18 protein-coding genes are annotated in these 20,751 nt (G+C 72.4%); 8 read left to right on the forward strand and 10 right to left on the reverse strand.

What is annotated here, in order from left to right; genetic code table 11:
- The first annotated feature begins 2 nt into the window (after window positions 1–2).
- A complete protein-coding gene (locus tag IE97_RS0127090) occupies window positions 3–1,673 on the forward strand; it encodes a PHP domain-containing protein (protein ID WP_030245829.1) in 1,671 nt (556 codons plus the stop codon).
- 172 nt (window positions 1,674–1,845) lie between these two features.
- Here the strand turns inward: IE97_RS0127090 and IE97_RS0127095 are convergent, their stop codons facing one another.
- Window positions 1,846–2,706: a nucleotidyltransferase domain-containing protein gene (locus IE97_RS0127095; protein WP_051705142.1), complete on the reverse strand. Its 861-nt coding sequence runs from the start codon at window positions 2,704–2,706 to the stop codon at window positions 1,846–1,848.
- A gap of 309 nt (window positions 2,707–3,015) precedes the next feature.
- On the opposite strand from IE97_RS0127095, the gene IE97_RS0127100 reads away from it, so the two are divergent.
- Window positions 3,016–3,843, forward strand: a complete 828-nt coding sequence (locus IE97_RS0127100) for a PaaX family transcriptional regulator C-terminal domain-containing protein (RefSeq protein ID WP_030897307.1) — start codon at window positions 3,016–3,018, stop codon at window positions 3,841–3,843.
- On the opposite strand, the gene IE97_RS0127105 is transcribed toward IE97_RS0127100, so the two are convergent.
- From IE97_RS0127105 to IE97_RS0127120, 4 genes are read right to left on the reverse strand one after another with little or no spacing between them, the layout of a single operon-like run.
- Window positions 3,834–4,289 carry a MaoC family dehydratase gene (locus IE97_RS0127105; protein WP_030245835.1) on the reverse strand — a complete coding sequence of 152 codons (456 nt, stop codon included), beginning with the start codon at window positions 4,287–4,289 and terminating at the stop codon, window positions 3,834–3,836. The genes IE97_RS0127100 and IE97_RS0127105 overlap by 10 nt on opposite strands.
- 8 nt (window positions 4,290–4,297) lie before the next feature.
- Window positions 4,298–5,800: an acyl-CoA synthetase gene (locus tag IE97_RS0127110; protein WP_030245837.1), complete on the reverse strand. Its 1,503-nt coding sequence runs from the start codon at window positions 5,798–5,800 to the stop codon at window positions 4,298–4,300.
- 11 nt (window positions 5,801–5,811) lie between these two features.
- Window positions 5,812–6,687 carry an amidohydrolase family protein gene (locus IE97_RS0127115; RefSeq protein ID WP_030245839.1) on the reverse strand — a complete coding sequence of 292 codons (876 nt, stop codon included), beginning with the start codon at window positions 6,685–6,687 and terminating at the stop codon, window positions 5,812–5,814.
- A gap of 35 nt (window positions 6,688–6,722) precedes the next feature.
- On the reverse strand, window positions 6,723–7,640 hold the full coding sequence (locus tag IE97_RS0127120) for an SDR family NAD(P)-dependent oxidoreductase (protein WP_030245842.1): 918 nt from the start codon (window positions 7,638–7,640) through the stop codon (window positions 6,723–6,725).
- Window positions 7,641–7,734: 94 nt separating this feature from the next.
- Between IE97_RS0127120 and IE97_RS0127125 the strand changes: the two genes are divergently transcribed.
- The 4 genes from IE97_RS0127125 to IE97_RS0127140 all read left to right on the forward strand — a co-directional run bounded on the left by IE97_RS0127125 (window position 7,735) and on the right by IE97_RS0127140 (window position 11,836).
- Window positions 7,735–8,262 carry a MarR family winged helix-turn-helix transcriptional regulator gene (locus tag IE97_RS0127125; protein WP_030245844.1) on the forward strand — a complete coding sequence of 176 codons (528 nt, stop codon included), beginning with the start codon at window positions 7,735–7,737 and terminating at the stop codon, window positions 8,260–8,262.
- Window positions 8,263–8,343: 81 nt separating this feature from the next.
- Complete coding sequence (locus tag IE97_RS0127130; protein ID WP_030245847.1) at window positions 8,344–9,690, forward strand: MFS transporter; 1,347 nt, start codon at window positions 8,344–8,346, stop codon at window positions 9,688–9,690.
- Window positions 9,687–11,057, forward strand: a complete 1,371-nt coding sequence (locus tag IE97_RS0127135; protein ID WP_051705143.1) for an alpha/beta hydrolase family protein — start codon at window positions 9,687–9,689, stop codon at window positions 11,055–11,057. Before IE97_RS0127130 ends, IE97_RS0127135 begins: the two co-directional genes overlap by 4 nt.
- Window positions 11,054–11,836, forward strand: coding sequence for an IclR family transcriptional regulator (locus IE97_RS0127140; protein WP_030245852.1), 783 nt, complete (start codon window positions 11,054–11,056; stop codon window positions 11,834–11,836). The genes IE97_RS0127135 and IE97_RS0127140 overlap by 4 nt, the downstream gene beginning before the upstream one ends.
- Before the next feature lie 4 nt (window positions 11,837–11,840).
- On the opposite strand, the gene IE97_RS0127145 is transcribed toward IE97_RS0127140, so the two are convergent.
- The 4 genes from IE97_RS0127145 to IE97_RS0127160 all read right to left on the reverse strand — a co-directional run bounded on the left by IE97_RS0127145 (window position 11,841) and on the right by IE97_RS0127160 (window position 15,927).
- Window positions 11,841–12,692 carry an oxygenase MpaB family protein gene (locus tag IE97_RS0127145; protein WP_030245854.1) on the reverse strand — a complete coding sequence of 284 codons (852 nt, stop codon included), beginning with the start codon at window positions 12,690–12,692 and terminating at the stop codon, window positions 11,841–11,843.
- 203 nt (window positions 12,693–12,895) lie between these two features.
- The gene (locus IE97_RS0127150; RefSeq protein WP_030245857.1) at window positions 12,896–13,777 is read right to left on the reverse strand and encodes an SDR family oxidoreductase; all 882 of its coding nucleotides are present in this window, start codon (window positions 13,775–13,777) and stop codon (window positions 12,896–12,898) included.
- 31 nt (window positions 13,778–13,808) lie between these two features.
- A complete protein-coding gene (locus IE97_RS0127155) occupies window positions 13,809–15,428 on the reverse strand; it encodes a phytoene desaturase family protein (RefSeq protein WP_030245861.1) in 1,620 nt (539 codons plus the stop codon).
- Complete coding sequence (locus tag IE97_RS0127160) at window positions 15,421–15,927, reverse strand: SRPBCC family protein (protein ID WP_030245865.1); 507 nt, start codon at window positions 15,925–15,927, stop codon at window positions 15,421–15,423. Before IE97_RS0127160 ends, IE97_RS0127155 begins: the two co-directional genes overlap by 8 nt.
- A 220-nt stretch (window positions 15,928–16,147) precedes the next feature.
- On the opposite strand from IE97_RS0127160, the gene IE97_RS0127165 reads away from it, so the two are divergent.
- Window positions 16,148–17,542 (forward strand): glycoside hydrolase family 16 protein, encoded by a 1,395-nt coding sequence (locus IE97_RS0127165; RefSeq protein WP_030245867.1) that lies wholly within the window; start codon window positions 16,148–16,150, stop codon window positions 17,540–17,542.
- 74 nt (window positions 17,543–17,616) lie between these two features.
- On the opposite strand, the gene IE97_RS0127170 is transcribed toward IE97_RS0127165, so the two are convergent.
- Window positions 17,617–18,501, reverse strand: a complete 885-nt coding sequence (locus tag IE97_RS0127170) for a helix-turn-helix domain-containing protein (protein ID WP_030245871.1) — start codon at window positions 18,499–18,501, stop codon at window positions 17,617–17,619.
- Between the two features lie 166 nt (window positions 18,502–18,667).
- Between IE97_RS0127170 and tkt the strand changes: the two genes are divergently transcribed.
- Complete coding sequence (gene tkt, locus IE97_RS0127175; protein WP_030245875.1) at window positions 18,668–20,743, forward strand: transketolase; 2,076 nt, start codon at window positions 18,668–18,670, stop codon at window positions 20,741–20,743.
- The last annotated feature ends 8 nt before the right edge of the window (window positions 20,744–20,751 follow it).

Consider the following 20,751-nt stretch of genomic DNA (forward strand, 5'->3'; position numbering starts at 1 on the left):
TCATGAGCGAGCAGCAGCTGCCCCACTGGGCCGACCCTTCCGTCTCCCCCGCAGCCCTCGATCCGCAGGGCGTCTCCCGCCGCGGACTCCTGCGCCGCGCCGGCCTGTTCGGCGCCGCCTTCGCCCTCGGCTCCGCGGCCACCCCGGCCCTGGCCGCCGGTGACCGGCGCCTCGGCGGCGAGGACCCCCGCCTCGCCTATCTCGTCGGCGACCACCACATCCACTCCGTCTACAGCCACGACGCCAAGTACACGTTCTCCCAGCTGGCCGCCGCGGGCGCCGAGTACGGCCTGGACTGGATGGTCTTCACCGAGCACTCGAACTTCGGGCACGCCGACTTCGGGGCCGCCATGGAGCACGAGGAGATCCTCAGGGCGCGGGCGGAGAACCCGCGTCAGCTGATCTTCCAGGGCCTGGAGTGGTACATACCCGCGGCCGAGCACTGCACGGTGTTCACCACGCCCGGCCGGAACGAGGTCGACCTGCTCACCCGTTTCGAGCGCGCCTACGACGGCAAGCTCCTCGCCTACGACAAGGGCGGCCCGGGCGACGCCGACACGGCCCGCAACGAGGCCCATGCCGTCAAGGCGATCAAGTGGCTGGCCGAGCAGCGCCGTTCGGGCTACGTCGACGACGTACTGGTCCTCGCCAACCACCCCATGCGGCTGGGCATCGACTCCCCGCACGAGATGCGCGCCTGGCGGGACGCGGCGCCCGAGATCATGATCGGCATGGAGGGCGCGCCCGGCGCCCAGGGCGCTGCCCTGCCCGGGTGGCGTGGCGCCACCTCGATCCGCGGCGAGTACGAGAACAAGCCGTCCGCGCAGTCCTGGCCCGGCTACCCGGCGGACGCGTACCTGACGTACGGCGGCTTCGACTGGGCGACCGCGACCGTCGGCGGGCTGTGGGACTCGATGCTCGCCGAGGGCCGGCTGTTCTCGATCACCACCAACTCCGACGCCCACCGGATCGTCTTCGACACCTGGAAGAACGGCGACTGGCAGCCCGGCCAGACCTTCGACGGCACCGGGAAGTTGCCCGACCCGGTGAACACCGACACCCCGCAGCCCGGCAGCGACTTCTGGCCGGGACAGTTCAGCCGCACCCACGTGGGCGTGACGGGCTACGGCTACGGCGCGGTCATGGCGGGCCTGCGCGCGGGCCGGGTCTGGCTCGACCACGGGCATCTGCTCGACGGGCTGGACGTCCGGCTGAGGCGGGACCAGGACCGGGGCCGGGGTGTGACGCTCGGCGGCCGGCTGCGGGTGCGCACGGGCGAGAAGCTCACGCTCGACATCACCGTGACGACGGCCTCGCGGCCCAACCCCCAGGGCCTCCTTCCCGAGTTGGCGCATGTGGACGTCATCCGCGGCGCGGTGCGCGGCCCGGTCGCCGACCGCGACACCTGGAAGGCCCCCGACACCCGGGTCGTCCGCTCGCAGGACGTCTCCGGCCGCACGGGCACCTACACCCTGCGCATCCCGCTGACCGCCGGCGAGGAGTCCTTCTACGTCCGGCTGCGCGGCAGCGACGGCAACCAGCACGGCACCGGCTACCTCGGCGCCTCCGTCGACCCGAACGGGCCGATCCCGCACCCGCCCGGGGACGGTGACCCGTGGGCGGACACGTGGTTCTATTCGAACCCCGTGTTCGTCGACGTGGAAGGTGCCTGACCTGTACCTCCGTCCCGCTGGACCTGTGGGTCGCGAACCCGGCCTGCTCGTCATCGACGTGGCAGGCCTCGACCATGGAACCCCCTCGGACGGGTCGGCCTGGGCGACCGTGGCTCGGGGATCTCGGACTGACCCCGCAGCGTGGGGAGCGTCGACCGGATGGCCCGGGTTCCTACGGTGCGCCTTCGGCGGGCAGAGCGAGTGCGGAGTCGATCGCCGTGTCCAGGAATGCGAGGGTGTCGCGGCGGCGGGCAAACGGGTTGCGGTAGCTCGAACGGCCCTGCGCTCCGCGGGTGCGCAGCCACAGGCTCTCGGCGATGATGCGCTCCCAGGGCGGGCCGAACACCTTCCGGGCGTAGTGACCCGCGCCGCTCTTGGAGGTCATCGTTCCGATGGCGAGGACATGATGCAGCCGGCTCACCCCGAGAACCGCCCATACCGGGAACCACTCGGTGAGCCCGATCGCGAGGGACAGCGGGCGCGGCTGCCTCTTCTGCTCGAGCCAGGGCCGCCAGTAGGTGCGAAGGTTGTCGCCCGTGTAGGCGCGCAGGACCCGCCGATCGGCCCACACCTCCACGTCGGCCGGCTGGGGACCGCGCACCGCGATCCCGTGCCAGGCCAGCTCGCAGAAGGTCACCGGGTTGACGCCGGACCGTCCGGCCGGGGTGAACCGGCTCTCCTGCGCACAGGGAATGTCGGGGCATTCGTGCGGACCGGCGGCGAGGTCGGCCCAGGTGAACACCGCACCGTCAAAGTGCGGCCGGGGGAAGCGGGCCACGGTCCGGCTGTGTGCCTCGGCCAATGCGGCCATCTCCGGCGACGCGCGCTCCACGCGGCGGTCGGTCACCGTGACGAAGTCGATGTCGCTCGACACGCTGAGCCGCCCACGGCCGACGGGAGGACGGAAGTCACCCAGCGCCACCGATCCGACCAGGTAGAAGCCGGTGACCAGGCCTGGTGCCAGCTCGTCCACGGCCGTCAGGAACAGCTCCACGCTCCGGTCGACCTCGACCGGAAGATCGTCGCCTCGCATGCCGCGCAGTCTATGGGCGACTCTCGTGCCACTCGGCTTCAACTCGTCGGTTCCCAGGCCGTGGCGAGGTCGCCGTCCGTGACCGGACTGCGGTGTGTCGTTTCCTCCCGCGCTGTGCAAGGGGTGGTGTGGATCCGGCGCCGGGCTTTCGTCTCCGGACGCCCGACCGGGCGCCGTGGCGGAGTGGCCGCTGCGGGCAGATACGCCTCCGCGCCGGCGTCGATGAGGCGCCGGACGGGGCCGTGATAGCTGACGCCGAGTTCGTACCGGCAGGTCACCGACCGATCGAGTGGAGGTACGGTGAGCCGCGTGACCGGTGAAGAGCCGCTGCGGCCGCAGTCCCTCATGCTGACGTTCCTGGGTGACCAGGTGCTCGGGCGGGACGTGTGCGTGTATTCGGGCAGCGTCATCGACGTGTTCGCCCGGGCCGGGATCGGCGAGCAGGCGACCCGCTCCACGCTGACCCGGATGGCCGGCCGTGATCTGCTGCGCCGCCAGCGCGAGGGGCGCCGCATGTACTTCGGGCTCACCGAGCGTTCGGAGGCGGTGCTGCGCGACGGGGAGCGGCGGATCTGGCAGACGGGGGCCGTCAACCGCCACTGGGACGGCACCTGGACGTTGCTGGGTTTCTCGCTGCCCGAGTCCTGGCAGCGTCAGCGGCACGACCTGCGCTCCCAGCTGACCTGGAGTGGCTTCGGCCCGCTGTTCAACGGCCTGTGGATCGCTCCCGGCGAGGTCGAGGTGTCGGCCCTGGTCGCCGAACTCGGCCTGTCCGCCCATGTGAAGGTCTTCCGGGCGCACGCGGAGGCCGGTATGGACATCGGCCAGATGATCGAGGAGACCTGGGAGCTGTCCGACCTGGCCGGCCGGTACGCGTCCTTCGTACGCCGCTGGCAGCCCTGGGAGGACGGGCTCCCGGACGCCGACGACGCCCTCGTGCTGCGCCTCCGGCTCCAGACCGAGTGGCTCCGTATCGTCCGGCGCGACCCGCGTCTGCCGGTGAAGCACCTGCCGGACGACTGGCCGGCGGAACAGGCCGAGAAGACGTTCCGGACGGTGCACGAGCGGCTCTCACCGCTCGCCCGTGACGCCTCGGAACGCCTTCTGGACCTGGTGCCGGCGCGGCCTCAGGCGTAGAACCGCGACAGGCTCTGCAGCACCGCGGCGGGCTTGGTGCCGCCGTCGATCTCGATGGCGCCCTCGACGGTGATCTGCACGCCGCCCGGCACGTCCTCGACCTCGGCGAGCCTCGCCGTCAGGCGGATGCGGGAGCCCACCTTCACGGGGGACGGGAAACGCACCTTGTTGAGGCCGTAGTTGACCTTCGTCGTCACGCCCTGGACGTCCAGGAGCTCGGTGAAGAGCGGGATGAAGAGGGAGAGCGTGAGGTAGCCGTGCGCGATGGGGGCGCCGAAGGGGCCGTCCTTGGCGCGCTCGGGGTCCACGTGGATCCACTGGTGGTCGCCGGTGGCGTCGGCGAAGGTGTCGACGCGCTCCTGCGTGACTTCGATCCACTCGCTGGTGCCGAGGTCTTCCCCGGCGAGCTTCTTCAGTTCGTCGAGGCCGTTGACGGTGATGCTCATGGTGTTCCTTACGGGTTGCCGTAGCGCGTACGGACACGGGACTTGAGGAGTTTTCCGGAGGCGGTGCGCGGGAGTTCGTCCGCGAGGACCACCGACTTCGGGATCTTGTACTTGGCGAGGCGGCCCGCGAGCGACGCGAGCACCTCGTCGGGGTCGAGGGCGGCGCCCTCGCGGGGCACGACGACCGCGCGCGGCACCTCGCCCCACTTGTCGTCGGGTACGCCGATCACCGCGCACTCGACGATGTCCGGGTGGGCGAGGAGCTGGTCCTCGATCTCGGCGGGATAGACGTTCTCGCCACCCGAGATGATCATGTCCTTGATGCGGTCGACGATGTGGACGTAGCCGTCCTCGTCGACCTGGGCGGCGTCGCCGCTGCGGAACCAGCCGTCCGCGAAGGACGCGGCCGTCTCCTCGGGCAGCCCCCAGTAGCCGGGCATGACGTGCGGACCGCGCACCACGACCTCGCCGGTCTCCCCTACGTCGGCCGGGGTCAGGTCGGGCCGGACGACGCGGACATCGCTGAAGAAGTGCGGGACGCCCGCCGAGCCCGCCTTGCTGACGGCGTGTTCGGCGTCCAGGAACAGCGTGCCGGGGGAGGCCTCGGTCATGCCGTAGCCCTGGAGGAAGGTCAGGCCGCGCTCCTGGTACTTCGCGATCAGCGGGGTCGGGACCGGGGAGCCGCCGCAGGTCAGGATCCGCAGCGACGACAGGTCGGCCTCCGGCCAGCGCGGGTGCCGGGCCACCTGGTCGAACATCGTCGGCACGCCGAACATGAAGGTGATGCGGTGGCGTTCGATCAGGTCGAAGGTGGCGTCCGGGTCGAAGGCCTCGACCAGGACGCAGGCGCCGCCCTTGAGCAGGACCGGCAGGGTCAGCATGTTCAGGCCCGCCGTGTGGAACAGCGGGGCGGACACCAGGGCGCGTTCGTCGGCGATCAGGTCGGTGTCGACGAGGACGTTGACCGCGTTCCAGGTGAGGTTGGAGTGGGTGAGCATGGCGCCCTTGGGGCGTCCGGTCGTGCCCGAGGTGTACATGATGATGCAGGTGTCGTCGGGGCCGACGGGTTCGTCGATCGGCTCCCCGGACGCCTCGGCGACGGCCGTCTCGTACTCCGCTCCGACTTCCAGGTAGACGCGTACGTCCGTGCTGCCTGGCAGGCCGGCGACCAGACCGGCGTAGGACGGGCCGTAGACCAGGGCCCTCGCGCCGGAGTCGGCGAGCTGGTAGGCGATCTCCGGGCCGGCGAGGCGGATGTTGAGCGGGACGAAGACCGCGCCGAGGGTTCCGGCCGCGAACAGGGTCTCCAGGTAGGAGGGGTGGTTCGGGCCGAGGTAGGCGATCCGGTCACCGCGGCGCACGCCCCGGGCACGCAGGGCGTGGGCGAGGCGGGTGGTGCGGGCATGGAGCGTGCCGTAGTCGGTGGCCGTCTCGCCGTGGATCAGGGCGGTGCGGTGCGGGGTCTTGCGGGCCCGGCGGGCGGGCCACGACCCCAGTCCCTCGTTGCGCATGACACGCCCCTTTACGGTGTGGCCAGCCCGAGCAGGCGGGCGGCGTTCTCCTTGAGGATCTTCGGCCGGACCTCCTCCTTGATCGTCAGCTTGTCGAAGTCGGCGAGCCAGCGGTCGGGGGTGAGGACGGGGAAGTCGGAGCCGAAGAGGACCTTGTCCTTCAGCAGGGTGTTCGCGTACTGCACGAGCTGCGGCGGGAAGTACTTGGGCGACCAGCCGGACAGGTCGATGTGCACGCCCGGTTTGTGGGTGGCGACGGCGAGGGCCTCGTCCTGCCAGGGGAAGGACGGGTGCGCCAGGATGATCTTCAGGTGCGGGAAGTCGGCGGCGACGTCGTCGACGTGGAGCGGGTTGGAGTACTTGAGCCTGATCCCTCCCCCGCCGGGGACGCCCGCGCCGATACCCGTCTGGCCCGTGTGGAACAGGGCGATCGCACCGGTCTCCTCGATCACCTCGTACAGGTCGTACGCCACCGCGCGGTCGTTGGGGAAGAAGCCCTGGATGCTGGGGTGGAACTTGAAGCCCTTCACCCCGTACTCCTCGACCAGACGCCGGGCCTGCCTGACGCCCGCCTTCCCCCGGAAGGGGTCGATGGACGCGAAGGGGATGAGCACGTCCGCGTTGGCGGCGGCCGCCTCGGCGACCTCCTCGTTCGGGACCGGCGGGGTGCCGGTGGCGGACTCGGCGTCGACCGTGAAGATCACGGCGGCCATGTTCCGCTCGCGGTAGTAGGCGGCCGTCTCCTGAAGGGTCGGCTTCCGCTTGCCCTCGACCTTGAAGTAGGCGGAGGAGGCGTCGTGCAGGTCGTCGTCCAGGGAGGAGTGGCCCTTGGAGGACACCTCCGCGTGGGTGTGGACGTCGATCGCGACCAGTGACTCCACATCCATCACGGGGTCCGTCACAGCGTCTGTCACGGTGTCCATCACGCCTCCGGGAGCTTCGGCGCCGGGATGCCGACCGACTGGAGCTCGGCGCCGACCGAGGTGGGCCAGGCGTCCGCGAGGGCGCCGGGAGTCCAGCCGCCGTCGGCGTACGCCGCCCTGATCTCCTGCGGATGCGACCAGAGTGCCACCTTGTCGCCGCCGATGCCGATGCACTGACCGGTCACACCGCGCGCTGCCTCGGAGGCCAGGAACGGCACCAGGGCGGCGCAGTCCTCCGGGGTGCCGAAGCCCTCGCCCTTGCGCAGGAAGTCCGGGAGCGGTTCACCGCCCCGCATCGCCTCGACGTACGGGGCGAAGGCCGGGATGGTCTCGGTCATCGCGGTGGCGGCGACCGGCACGATCGCGTTGACGGTGATGCCGGCGCGGCCCAGCTCCATCGACCAGGTGCGGGCCATCGCCGCGATACCGGCCTTGGCGGCGGCGTAGTTGGTCTGGCCGAAGTTGCCGCGCTGGCCGGCCGGGGAGCCGACCAGGATCAGCGAGCCGCCCTCGCCCTGCTCGCGCATGCGGACGGCGGCGGCCCGGGCGCAGGTGAAGGTGCCCTTGAGGTGGGTGGTGATCACCGCGTCGAAGTCGTCGTCGGACATCTTCCAGAGCACCTTGTCGCGCAGGATGCCCGCGTTGGTGACCAGGACGTCCAGGCGGCCGAACTCCTCGACCGCGCGGTTCACCAGCCGCTCGGCGGCCTCGGAGGTACCGACGGCGACGACCTCGGCGACGGCCCTGCCGCCCGCCTCCTCGATGGACTTCACGGCCGCCTCGGCCACGGCCTCGTCGACGTCGTTGACCACCACGGACGCGCCGTGGGCGGCCAGGGCGTGCGCGTAGGCGAGGCCGAGGCCCCGGCCGCTGCCGGTGACGACGGCGGCCTTGCCGGAGAGATCGATGCTGGGCACGGGTGGGTCCCTTCACGCGGGGTTCGACTGCGAGATCGAAGCTAAGAGCAATAATTGTCGACGTCAATAGTTGTTGATGGCCCACGGGTGCGGGATGCTGGCACCGCAAGGCCGTACCGAGCACAGGGAGCCCGCCATCACACGCCAGAACGTCACTCACGTCACCCCGAAGCCCATCGACGCGGACGAGCCATGGATGCGAGGGCTGCACGCCGACACGGGCTACCTGCTGTACCGGCTGGGCCTGCGCTCGGGGCAGCTGTTCAACGCCTGCCTGCAGGAGTCGGGCCTGCGCCTGCGCCACTACGCCGTACTGCGCTTCCTCGCCGGCTCCGAGGGCGCCCTCCAGCGGGAGCTGAGCGCCCGGCTCGGCTACGACCCGAGCGCGATCGTCGGCCTGGTCGACGATCTGGAGAAGCAGGGTCTCGCCGAGCGCCGCCCCGCCCCCGACGACCGCCGCAGCCGGATCGTCGTGCTGACCGAGAGCGGCCGCGGCTTCCTCCGCGACACCGACGAGGCCGGCCAGCGGGTGACGAACGAGCTCCTGGGCCCGCTGGACCCGGCCGAACGAGAGGCGCTGCACGCACTGTTGCTGCGGATCGCTGAGGACCGCCTCAACTGACGTTGTGCAAATGATTGACGGCTGCACGACTGATGCATACCTTCACGGACCAACCGCGACCCGTCCCCCAGGGAGCTCCCCGTGCAGCCATCACCTTCAGACGCCCAACCAGCCCACGACTCACGGCAGTTGCGCCGAGTCGCCGTCTCCGGCCTGCTCGGCACGACCGTCGAGTTCTACGACTTCCTCGTCTACGGCACCGTCGCCGCGCTCGTCTTCGGCGAGCTGTTCTTCCCCCGGGCCGACCCGGCGGTCGGCACCATCGCGGCGTTCGGCACCTTCGCCGCGGGCTATCTCGCCCGCCCGCTCGGCGGCATCGTGTTCGGGCACTTCGGCGACCGGATCGGCCGCAAGTCGATGATGCTGCTGACCATGGTCCTGATGGGCTGCGGCAGCTTCCTCATCGGGCTGCTGCCGACGTACGACGCGATCGGCGTCTGGGCGCCGGTCCTGCTGGTCGCCCTGCGCGTGGTGCAGGGCATCGCGATCGGCGGTGAGTGGGGCGGCGCGATGCTGATGGTCGTCGAGCACGCCGAGCACGCGCAGGGGTCCCGGCGCGGTCTGTGGTCCAGCTTCACGCAGCTCGGCGCCCCGCTCGGTTCCGTGCTGTCGGCCGGTGTGGTCACGCTCGTCGCGACCCTGCCCGACGACGCGTTCCGCTCCTGGGGCTGGCGGGTGCCGTTCCTGCTGAGCATCGTGCTGCTGGCCGTCGGCCTGTTCGTGCGTCTGAAGGTCGTCGAGAGCCCGCTGTTCGCGCAGGCCAAGCGGGAGCCGGTGGACAAGCCGCCGCTCCTGGAGGTGCTGCGCCGGCCGAAGCCCGTGCTGCTGGCCGCCTGTGTCGGCATCGGCGCGTTCACCACGCAGTCGCTGCTGACCAGCTTCATGATCTCCTACGCCGTCGACCAGGGGTACAGCCGGCCGCAGGTGCTGACCGCGGTGACCATCGCCTCCTGCGTGGCCCTCGCCGTCCTGCCCGCCGCGTCCGCGCTGTCGGACCGGGTCGGCCGCCGGCCCGTCGTGCTCGCCGGAGCGGTCGCCGCGGCCGCGCTCGCCTTCCCGGTACTGGCGCTGGTCGACTCCGGCTCACCCGGACTGCTGATCCTCGCGCTCGCCCTCGGCCACGGCGTCGCCCAGTCCACGATGTACGGGCCGCTCGGAGCCCTGCTCACCGAGATGTTCGGCACCCGCGTCCGTTACACCGGCGCCTCCCTCGGCTACCAGGGGGCGACCCTCGTCGGTGCCGGGTTCTCGCCGCTGATCGCCGGCAGCCTCGTCGCCTCCGCCGACGGCGGCAGCACCCCGGTCTCGCTGCTGCTGTGCGCGGGCGCGGCGATCACCGCCGTCACCGTGTGGCGGCTGCGCGAGACCCACACGGACGCCCTGGACTCCCCCGCCGCCTCCCCCGCCCTGGAAGGAACCCCGCGTTGAGGATCCGCCTCGCCCTGCTGACCGCCTGCCTCGCCCTGGCGACGACCGCACTGCCGGCGCGAGCCGTCGCAGCCGACACCCACCTGGAGGGTGTGCTCCCCTCCGGCGCCGCGTACGTGATGGACGTACCGGCGTCCTGGAACGGCACGGTGCTGCTGTACAGCCACGGCTACACCCCGGCGGGAGCCCCCAACCCGGCCCAGAACACGCCCGGTCCGGCCGTCCGGGACAAGCTGCTGGCCGAGGGGTACGCACTCATCGGCTCCTCGTACGCGACGAACGGCTGGGCGATCGCCGAGGCGGTGCCCGACCAGCTCGCCACGCTGGACCTGTTCACCGAGAAGTTCGGGGCGGCCGGGCGGACCCTCGCCTGGGGCACCTCGTACGGCGGCTTCGTCACCACGATGCTCGCCGAGCGGCACGCCGGCCGGTTCGACGGCTCGCTGTCGATGTGCGGACTGGTGCAAGGCGGCGTCGCCAACTGGAACAGCACCCTGGACCCGGTGTTCGCGCTGCGCACACTCCTCGCCCCGGACTCCGGCATCCGGCTGGCCTCCTTCGCGGACCAGACCGAGGCGGTCGCCGCGGCGAAGTCGCTCACGTCGAAGGTCGACGCCGCCCAGCGGACCTCCGAGGGCCGGGCCCGGATCGCCCTCGCCGCCGCCCTGCACAACATCCCCGGATACAACGACGCCTCCCAGACCCGGCCCGGCCCCACCGACTGGGCGACCCAGCAGTCCAACCAGTACGCCGCCGTCCGGGGCCTCCTCCAACTGCCCGCGTTCAGCTGGCGGCAGGAGGCCGAGAGCCGGGCGGGCGGCAACCCGTCCTGGAACACCGGTGTCGACTACACGGCCATGCTCGTCCGGTCCCCGCTGTACAAGGAGGTGACCGAGCTCTACAAGGAGGCGGGACTGTCCCTGCGCACCGACCTCTCGGCCCTGGCCCGGGCGCCCCGGGTGTCCGCCGATCCGGCGGCCGTGCGGTGGATGCGGAGCACCAGCGTGCTCTCCGGCCGGCTCACCGACCCCCAGCTGAACATCCACACGACCGGTGACGCGCTGATCCCCGTGCAGGCGGAGAGCGCCTACCGGCGGGCCGCCACGGCGGCGGGCTCGGCGGGGCTGTTCCGCCAGGCGTACGTCGACGGCCCGGGGCACTGCACCTTCACCGCGGGCGAGACACTGGCCGCCCTGCGCGCGGTGGAACACCGCCTGGACACCGGCCGCTGGGACGTGTCGCCCGGCGCGCTCAACTCCCGGGCGGTCGCGGAGGAACCGGCGGCCGAACCCCGCTACGTTCCGTACCGCCCCGCCTCCTACCCCCGCCCCTACGACCTCGCCCACCCGGGAGACGCCCGGCGATGACAGCCCTCCCCAAAGTTCTCGGCTCCGCTCGAACAGGGGGCGCCCCCACCGCGCCCGACCGGCTGCTGTCCGTGCTCGCGGCCTTCGACCACGAGCACCCGGCCCTGTGCCTGACGGACATCAGCCGGCGGGCCGGGCTGAGCCTGACCACCGCTCACCGGCTGGTGGGCGCCCTCACCGCGTGGGGCGCGCTGGAACGGGACGAGTCGGGCGTCTACCACATCGGGCTCCGCCTGTGGGAGCTCGCCGCGCTGGCCCCGCGCGGCCTCGCCCTGCGGCAGATCGCGCTGCCGTACCTGGAGGACCTGTACGAGGCGACGCACGAGAACGTGCAACTGGCCGTGCGGGACGGCCGGGACGTCGTCTACATCGAGTGGCTGTCGGGCCGGTCGGCGGTCGGTGTGCACATCCGCGTCGGCGGCCGCTGGCCCCTGCACGCCACCGGGGTCGGTCTCGCCCTGCTCGCCCATGGCGACCCGGAGTTCCAGGAGGAGTACTGCGCGGGTGAACTCGCGTCCTTCACGCCGCACACGATCACCGATCCCGCGCGGTTGCGGCGGGTGCTCGCCGAGGTGCGGCGCTCGGGGGTCGCGGTGAGCGACCGTCAGGTCACGGAGGACGCCCTGTCGGTGGCGGCACCGCTACGCGGCCCGGACGGCGCGGTGACCGCCGCCGTGTCCGTCGTGGTGCCGCACGCCCACGCGCAGGTGCCGGTGCTGGCCCCGGCGGTACGGGTGGCGGCGCGTGGGATCTCGCGTGCGCTCGGGTGGCAGCCGTGAACCCTCAGGCTTCCCTGGGCGGGGTCATCGCCCAGCGGATGGTCCGGGTCAGGGCGTGGCCGGTGGGGCGTACGGCGAGGCCCTCGACGACCGGCACCCGGGGCAGCCACAGCATGCCGCGCGCCCAGGGTGGAAGCAGGGTGACCGCGTTGGCGGCCAGCCCGCCGTAGAAGGGCCGCACAGGAAGGGGCAGGGGAGGCCGCAGGAGCAGGAAGCGGGCGGCGGCCCGGGCCTCGGGTGTGGCACGCAGTTCCGGGCGGTAGGCGGTCAGGCGCTCGGACAGTTCGCGGAGGTCCCGCGGTGGATCGGCCACTCCCAGCGCCTCGGCGACGCGCGCGGTGTCGGCGACGTAGGCGTCGTAGCCGGCGGTGTCCAGCGGCCGGGCCCCGTAGCGCGCGTGGGCGCGCAGGAAGCTGTCCGTCTCGGCGGCGTGCACCCAGCCGAGCAGGTGCGGATCGGCCGCGTGGTAGGGCACGCCCTCGCTGGTCGTGCCGCGGATCCGTTCGTGGATGCCGCGGACGTGGTCGACCGCCTCCTGGGCGTCCTCGGCGGTGCCGTATGTCGTCACGGCCAGGAAGGTGCTGGTGCGCTGCAGCCGGCCCCACGGGTCACCGCGATAGCCGGAGTGCCCGGCGACCGCGGCCATCGCGAGCGGGTGCAGCGACTGCAGCAGCAGCGCGGTCAGCCCGCCGATGAACATCGAGGCGTCGCCGTGGACCGTGCGGATCGGGCGGTCCGGCCCGAACCAGCGCGGGCCGGGCGTGTGGTGGATGCGGTCACGGGTGGCCGGCCCGCCGGGTCCGGCGACGCGACGGAACAGGGCACGGCCCAGCTGTTCTCGGACTTCGGTCAGCACGGTGGCCTCCCTTCCCCTGCTGCCCAGTGTCCGGCATGCCGGCGGGCGTCCGGACATGCCGGGCCGCCGGGGTCAGGGACCGGGCCCGGTCATCTGCTGCCCGAGGCGGGCGTGCTCGCGGCTGCCCCGGCACGCCGGACTGTCGGCGGCACGGACCAGCCCGGACACCTGCTGCCCAGTGCCGCACCTGCCCGGCCTCGGTGTCAGGGACCCGGCCGGTACGCCGCGCGGTCGGCCCGTCCGCCGGCGCCGAGCGGGCCGGTGTACCGGACCTGACCCGCGGCCTCCAGGCGGGGCAGTTCGCGGCGGGCCACGCGCAGCACCACCGGCGGCAGGGCGGGGCGCACCGGCTGGAGGAGCCGCAACCAGGGCGGCGCGTACACGGCGGTGCGGCGGCGCTCCATGCCTCGCACCAGGCGGGCGGCGACCACGTCCACGGGGTACACCCGGCGGGCCGGCGGTGGCATGTGGGTGCGCAGCTCGCGCAGGACGGCGTACCGGTCGGCGTCGCGGATCATCTCGGTGTCGGTCCAGTTGAGGTAGGCGATGCCGACGCCGACTCCCCGGTGCGCCACCTCGGCCCGCAAGGAGTGCGCGAAGGCCTCGACTCCCGCCTTGGAGGCGCAGTAGGCGCTCATCAGCGGGGCGGCGCCGAGCGACGCCAGGGAGGCGATCTGGAGGAAGTAGCCCGCCGTGTGGAGCAGGTCCGGCAGGAACGCCCGGGCGGTGTGGGCGCTGCCGGTGAGGTTGACGTCGATCACGCGGCGCCAGGCGGCCGGGTCCGAGGCGAGGAACGCGCCGCCCTCGGCGATGCCGGCGTTCGCCACCACGGCCGAGGGGCGCCCGAGCCCGGCCCGCACCGTGTGTGCCGCGGCATCCAGTGCGGTGAGATCGGTGACGTCGGCCTCCACGGCCAGCGCCGGGCCCGGCAGGGACGCGGCGACCGCGTCCAGGCCGGCCTTCTCGAGGCCGAGCAGCGCCACCCGGGCGCCGCGCCGGGCGACCTCGTGGGCCAGGGCAGCGCCCACGCCACGGGCGGCGCCGGTGATGACGATCGTGCGCTCGGCGAGCGGGCTGCTGCGCATGGGATGCCCTTCCTTGCCCCGTGCTCGGGGATCAGCGCCTGGTTCCGGCGCGGTCACGGCGGGCCAGGACGCGCTGGGCGCCGGCGAGGCCGGGGGGCCGGTGGCGGCGCAGTGCGGCCCGGGCGGCGTTGGCCCCGGGCGCGCCGTGCACCCCGCCGCCCGGGTGGGCCCCGGAGGAGGCGAGGAACAGGCCGGGCACGGGGGTCTCGGGCCGGCCGGTGCCCGGCAGGGGCCGGAAGACGAGCTGCTGGTGCATCGCGCTGGTGCCACCGTTGATCGCGCCGCCGGACAGGTTGCCGTCGAGCGCCTCGATGTCCGGGGGCGCGAGAACGCGGCGGCCGCGGATCAAGGCGCGGAAGCCGGGCGCGAAGCGTTCCACCTGGCGTTCGACCCGGTCGGCCATCAGTTCCTGGTCCTTGGGGCCCCAGTTCCCGGTGATGCCCTCGTCGGCGGCGTCGGCGCGGATCTCGTGGGGGATGTGGGTGTAGGCCCAGGCGGATTCGGTGCCCTGCGGGGAGCGGGTGGCGTCGGAGGTGGTCATCTGGCCGAAGATCAGGAACGGGCGGTCCGGGACCTGCCGCATGGCGATCTGGGCGGCGAAGCGGGTGAGCTCGTCCAGACCGTCGGCGAGGTGCACGGTACCGGCCCGGGACGCCTGCTCGGCCTGCCAGGGCACCGGGCCGTCGAGCGCCCAGTCGACCTTGAAGGTGGCGAAGTCCCACTGGAAGCGCCGCAGGTCGTCGAGGGTCTGCGCGGGCAGGTGTCCGGGGTCGACGAGCTCGCCGTACAGGGCGGGCACCGAGACGTCCGCCAGCACCGCCCGGCGCGCCCGCACCGCCTCACCGGCCGCCGTGCGCACGCCCACGGCCCGGCCGCCGCGGACGACGACCTGCTCGACGCGCTGCCCGCACCGCACCTGTCCGCCCCGGCTCTCCAGGCGCCGCACCAGGGCCGAGGTCAGCTCTCCGGAGCCGCCGGCCGGGACCGGGAAGCCGTACGTCTGCCCGAGCATCCCCATCAGCCAGCCGAAGCCGCCGCTGCCCGCCGACTCGGGGGCGAGGTCGGCGTGCAGGGCGTTGCCCGCCAGCAGCAGCCGGCCGCCCTCGCCGCGGAACTCCTCCTCCCCCATGCGGCGCACCGGCAGCGTCAGGGTGCGGGCCATGCGCAGTCCGCCGGCCGCCCGCAGCCGCAGCGCCAGCCGTGCCGTGGCACGGAGCGGCGGGAACGGGGTGAACAGGGCGTCCAGGAGGTCGGGGCGCAGGCTCTGCCACACGTCGTGCAGTCGCCGCCAGGCGGCTCCGTCGCCCGGCTCGAAGGTGTCGAGGGACGCGGCGGTGGTGTCGATGTTCCGGTCCAGGACGGCGCAGGTGCCGTCGGTGAGGGGATGCGCCAGCACGCTGGGCGCGTGGCTCCACCGCAGTCCGTGCTCCTCGGGGCGGAGTGCGGCCAGGACGGGCGAGGCGGCGGCGAGGGGATAGAAGGAGCTGAACAGGTCGTTGACGAAGCCGGGGTCGACGCCCCGGTCGTGGCGCACGGCGCCGCCCGGTTCTGGCTGTTCCTCCAGCACCTCGACGCTCCACCCGGCGTCCGCGAGCAGGTTGGCGGCGACCAAGCCGTTGGGGCCGGCGCCGATCACGACGGCGTCAGGCATGGCTGGTTCCGTCCGCGCCGCCCACCGTCACCTGGCCCAGGGCGCGCGGGGCGCTCCCCGCGTCCCGCGACTTGTCCTCGCACAGCCTGGCCAGCCGGGCCAGCATGGTGCGGTGGCGCAGCTGGATCAGTGCCTCGAAGCCGACGTTGTGCAGCCGGCCGCCGGCCCCTCGCAGGGGGTGCTCGTCGACGATCACCAGGCAGTGCTCGCCCCACGGCCGCAGCTCGATCGCGATGCGCGCCGTGCCCAGCGCGCCGGCCTTGGCCTCCAGCTCCAGGTGGGTGCCTTCCTCGCAGTGGCGGACGACCGTCTCGTTGTCGAGCTGTACCGGACCGAGCCGGATCCGGTACCGGATCGCCGCGTTCTTGTGCGGCCACTGTCCGCGCACCGGGTGGGACTCCGAGGTGCCCACCACCCACTCGCCGTAGCGGGTGCCGTCGGCCAGGACGTCCCACACGGCGCTCGGGCTGACTCGGATCAGGCGATGGCGTACGGCCACGGGTACCTCCTGCTGCCAACCGGCTTGTCCGTCGCCCTGCCGAGTGCCCCGGCGCCACCCGTTCAACAGCGCGACCGTGTGCGTTCAAGCTGTGCACTCATCGATCGTCCCGAACTTTTCCCGGCTTTACCTCTTGACGACCCGGTGGGGGCGGAGCACATTAGCGGCACTTTGAGAGCGCTCTCAACCACCACTCCCCCGTCCCGAGAGGCTTCCCCACATGAGTGACAGCCCCCGCAGACCCCGTCCTCGGCGTCCCGTCCGCCGGGCGTTCGTCGCCGTCGTCAGCACGCTCGGGCTCGCGGTCTCGGCCGCCGCGGTCGCCACCCCGTCCGCGAGCGCCTCCGCGCCGCCGCCCCCGTCGGGCTGGACGCAGGTGTTCGTCGACGACTTCACCGGGCCCGCCGGCAGCGGCGTCAACACATCCAACTGGCAGTACGCGACCGGCAAGGGGTACGCCGGTGGCCCCGCCAACTGGGGCACCGGTGAGATCGAGACGATGACGAACAGCACGGAGAACGTCTCCCTCGACGGCAACGGCAACCTGCGCATCACCCCGCGGCGTGACGCCGCGGGCAACTGGACCTCCGGCCGCATCGAGACCAACCGCACCGACTTCCAGCCCCCGGCCGGCGGCAAGCTCCGCGTCGAGTCCCGCATCCAGGTGCCGAACGTCACCGGAGCCGCCGCCAAGGGCTACTGGCCGGCGTTCTGGATGCTGGGCGCGCCCTACCGCGGCAACTACTGGAACTGGCCCGCCGTCGGCGAGCTGGACATCATGGAGAACACCCAGGGCCAGAACACGGTGTTCGCGACGATGCACTGCGGCACCTCGCCGGGCGGCCCCTGCAACGAGACCAGCGGCATCGGCAGTTCGACCACCTGTCAGGGCACGACCTGTCAGGCCGGCTTCCACACGTACCGCATGGAGTGGGACCGCTCGACCAGCGTGGAGGAGATCCGCTTCTACCTCGACGACGTCAACTTCCACACGGTGCGCGCCAACCAGGTGGACGCGACGACCTGGCGGAACGCCACGGACCACGGCTTCTTCATCATCCTCAACGTCGCGATGGGCGGCGGCTTCCCGGACGCCTTCGGCGGCGGGCCGGACGCCGGGACGCAGCCCGGCCATTCCATGGTCGTCGACTACGTCCAGGTGCTGTCCTCCGGCGGCGGCACCACGCCTCCCCCGACCGGCAGCCGTGACGCCTACTCCACCATTCAGGCCGAGTCCTACGACGGCCAGTCCGGAGTGAGCACCGAGTCGACGTCCGACTCCGGCGGCGGCCAGAACGTCGGCTCGCTCGCCAACGGGGACTGGCTGCAGTTCAAGGGCGTCGACTTCGGCTCCACGGCGGCACGGCAGTTCAGCGCCCGGGTCGCGAGCGGCGCGGCGGGCGGCGTCAGCGGGCTGGTCGAAGTGCGGCTGGACAGCCGGAGCAACGCGCCCATCGGGAGTTTCGCGGTGGGCAACACCGGCGGATGGCAGTCGTGGCGGACCGTCCCCGCGAACATCGCCTCCGTGACGGGGACGCACGACGTGTATCTGACCTTCACCAGCGGTCAGCCGGCGGACTTCGTCAACGTCAACTGGTTCACCTTCGGGCACTGATCCGGGCAACTGACCGGCCTCGACAGGGGGCTCCACGCACGCGTGGAGCCCCTTTTGCGCTGTCCGGTCTGCCCTCAGCGCAGTTCCGCCCGGAACGCGGCCGGTGTGCGGTCCGTGTGCTGGTGGAAGAACTTGGAGAAGTTCGCGGCGTCGGGGAAGCCGACCGCCGCGCCGACCCGGCCGATCGGCAGGTCGGTGTGGGCGAGGAGCCGCTTGGCCTCGAGGACGACGCGCTTGTCGATGAATGCCTTGGGGGTGTCGCCGGTCGCGGCGCGGACCGCGCGGACCAGGGTGCGGCGGGAGTAGCCGAGCGCGTCGGCGTAGCCGCTGACGCTGTGGTTGGTGGCGAAGTCCCGCTCCACCGCGTCCCGGAACAGGGTGAAGGTGGAGTCGGACCGCTGTCGTACGGACTCCGCGCTCGCGGCCAGATGGGCGAGCCGCAGCAGGAACGCGGTCAGCGAGTGGCGCAGAACGGCGGTGTGCAGGCTGAGCGGCAGGGTGGTCGTGTCCTCGTACTCGCGCTGGAGTTGGCCGAGCGAGTCGCGCAGGCCGGTGAGCGTGGCCGCGTCGGGTCTCAGCAGCGGCGGCAGGTCGTAGCGGTACAGGCCGGTGGCTTCCACGGTCGCGCGGGGCAGGAAGCCGGGCTGCATGGTCAGCACCGTTCCGCGGTACTCGCTGGTCGGTGAGAACCGGTGGACCTGCCCGGGGCGGATCCACAGCAGGTCCCCGGCCATGGCCTCGTACTCGGTGAAGTCGACCATGTGCCGGACCGGGCCCTCGCCGAAGAGCATCACGACATGGAAGTCGATGCGGTGGACACGCTCCAGGGGTGCCTCGGCGTGCCAGGTGCGGCCGGTGCCCATCGGGCCGATCTGCATGCCGACGCCGCCGACGCTCAGCTCGACCGGGAAGGGGAACGTTCTGATCCCGTCGCCGCCTTGGAGGTCTCTGTCCGCCATATCCGCCATGTCCGCCTCGTACCGCCCGGTTCGCGCTCCGCGCTGCCGCTGGGTGTCCCACTTTCACCACAGGCTGGCACACGGCGACCTTCCGGCAAATAAGTCAGACTTTTAGTTTTGAACGCGTCAGCCCAGCCACTTCGCTCCTATCGAGGACTTCTTGAAGATGAGCACGCAGACAGCGGACAGCTTCGAATGGACCGACCTCGACCGGCGTGCCGTCGACACCGCCCGTCTGCTGGCGGCGGATGCCGTCCAGCGAGTCGGGAACGGCCACCCCGGCACGGCGATGAGCCTGGCGCCGGCCGCCTACACGATCTTCCAGAAGGTGATGCGGCACGATCCCGCCGATCCCGAGTGGGCCGGCCGTGACCGCTTCGTCCTCTCCCCCGGCCACACGTCACTGACCCTCTACACGCAGCTCTACCTCGCGGGGTACGAGCTGGAGCTGGACGACCTGAAGGCGTTCCGCACGCACGGCTCCAAGACGCCCGGCCACCCCGAGTACGGGCACACGGCGGGCGTGGAGACCACCACGGGCCCGCTCGGCCAGGGCGTCGCGAACGCGGTGGGCATGGCGATGGCGGCCCGCTACGAGCGCGGCCTGTTCGACCCGGAGGCCCCGGAGGGCGAGTCGCCCTTCGACCACACGATCTGGGCGATCGTCTCCGACGGCGACCTCCAGGAGGGCGTCTCCGCCGAGGCCTCCTCACTGGCCGGCCATCAGAAGCTCGGCAACCTGGTCTTCCTCTACGACGACAACCACATCTCCATCGAGGGCGACACGGCGACCGCGTTCTCCGAGGACGTGTTGAAGCGCTACGAGGCGTACGGCTGGCACGTGCAGCGGATCGAGCCGCGGGAGGACGGCGACGTCGACGTGCACGCGCTGTACGCGGCGCTGACGGCGGCGCGGGCCGAGACCGGACGCCCCTCGATCATCGCGATGCGCACGATCATCGCCTGGCCCGCCCCCAACGCGCGGAACACCGAGGCCTCGCACGGCTCGGCGCTCGGCGAGGACGAGGTCGCCGCCACCAAGCGGATCCTCGGCTTCGACCCGGAGAAGAGCTTCGAGGTCGCCGACGAGGTACTGACCCACACCCGCCGGGCCCTGGACCGGGGCGCAGACGCGCACGCCGCCTGGGACAAGCGGATCGCGGCCTGGCGCGGCGAGAACCCGGAGCGCGCCGTCGTCTTCGACCGCGTCAGCAAGGGTGAGCTGCCCGAGGGCTGGGAGGACGCCCTGCCGGTCTTCGAACCCGGCAAGGCCGTCGCCACCCGTGCCGCGTCCGGCAAGGTGCTCCAGGCGCTCGGCGCGGTCGTACCCGAACTGTGGGGCGGTTCGGCGGACCTGGCCGGCTCGAACAACACCACCATCGACAAGACCAGCTCCTTCCTGCCGGCGGGCAACCCGCTGCCGGAGGCCGACCCGTACGGCCGGACGGTCCACTTCGGCATCCGTGAGTTCTCCATGGCCGCGGAGATGAACGGCATCGCGCTGCACGGCAACACCCGGATCTACGGCGGCACCTTCCTGGTCTTCTCCGACTACATGCGCAACGCCGTCCGCATGTCGGCGCTGATGCAGTTGCCGGTGACGTACGTGTGGACGCACGACTCCATCGGCCTGGGCGAGGACGGCCCGACCCACCAGCCGGTCGAGCACCTGGCCGCGCTGCGTGCGATCCCTGGCCTGAACGTCGTACGCCCGGCCGACGCCAACGAGACCGCGGTCGTCTGGGCCGAGATCCTGCGGCGGCACACCACCGCCCCGGCCCCGCACGGCCTCGCGCTCACCCGCCAGGGCGTGCCCACGTACGAGCCGAACCCGGCGGCGGCGAAGGGCGGCTACGTCCTCCAGGAGTCGTCCACCGAGGCCCCCGAGGTGATCCTCGTCGCCACCGGCTCCGAGGTGCAGCTCGCCGTCGCCGCGCGGGAACGGCTGGAGGCGGAGGGGACCGGCACCCGGGTGGTGTCGATGCCGTCCGTGGAGTGGTTCGAGGAGCAGCCGCGCGAGTACCGCGAGCGGGTGCTGCCGCCGTCCGTGAAGGCCCGGGTCGCCGTCGAGGCCGGGATCGGCCTGACCTGGCACCGCTTCGTGGGGAACGCGGGACGCATCGTCTCCCTGGAGCACTTCGGCGCCTCCGCCGACGCCAGGACCCTGTTCGCCGAGTACGGCTTCACCCCCGAGAACGTCGTCGCCGCCGCCCGCGACTCCCTCGCCGCCGCGCGAGCCTGATCCGAACG

It is taken from the genome of Streptomyces sp. NRRL S-455, from assembly GCF_000717875.1.
GTDB lineage: Bacteria > Actinomycetota > Actinomycetes > Streptomycetales > Streptomycetaceae > Streptomyces.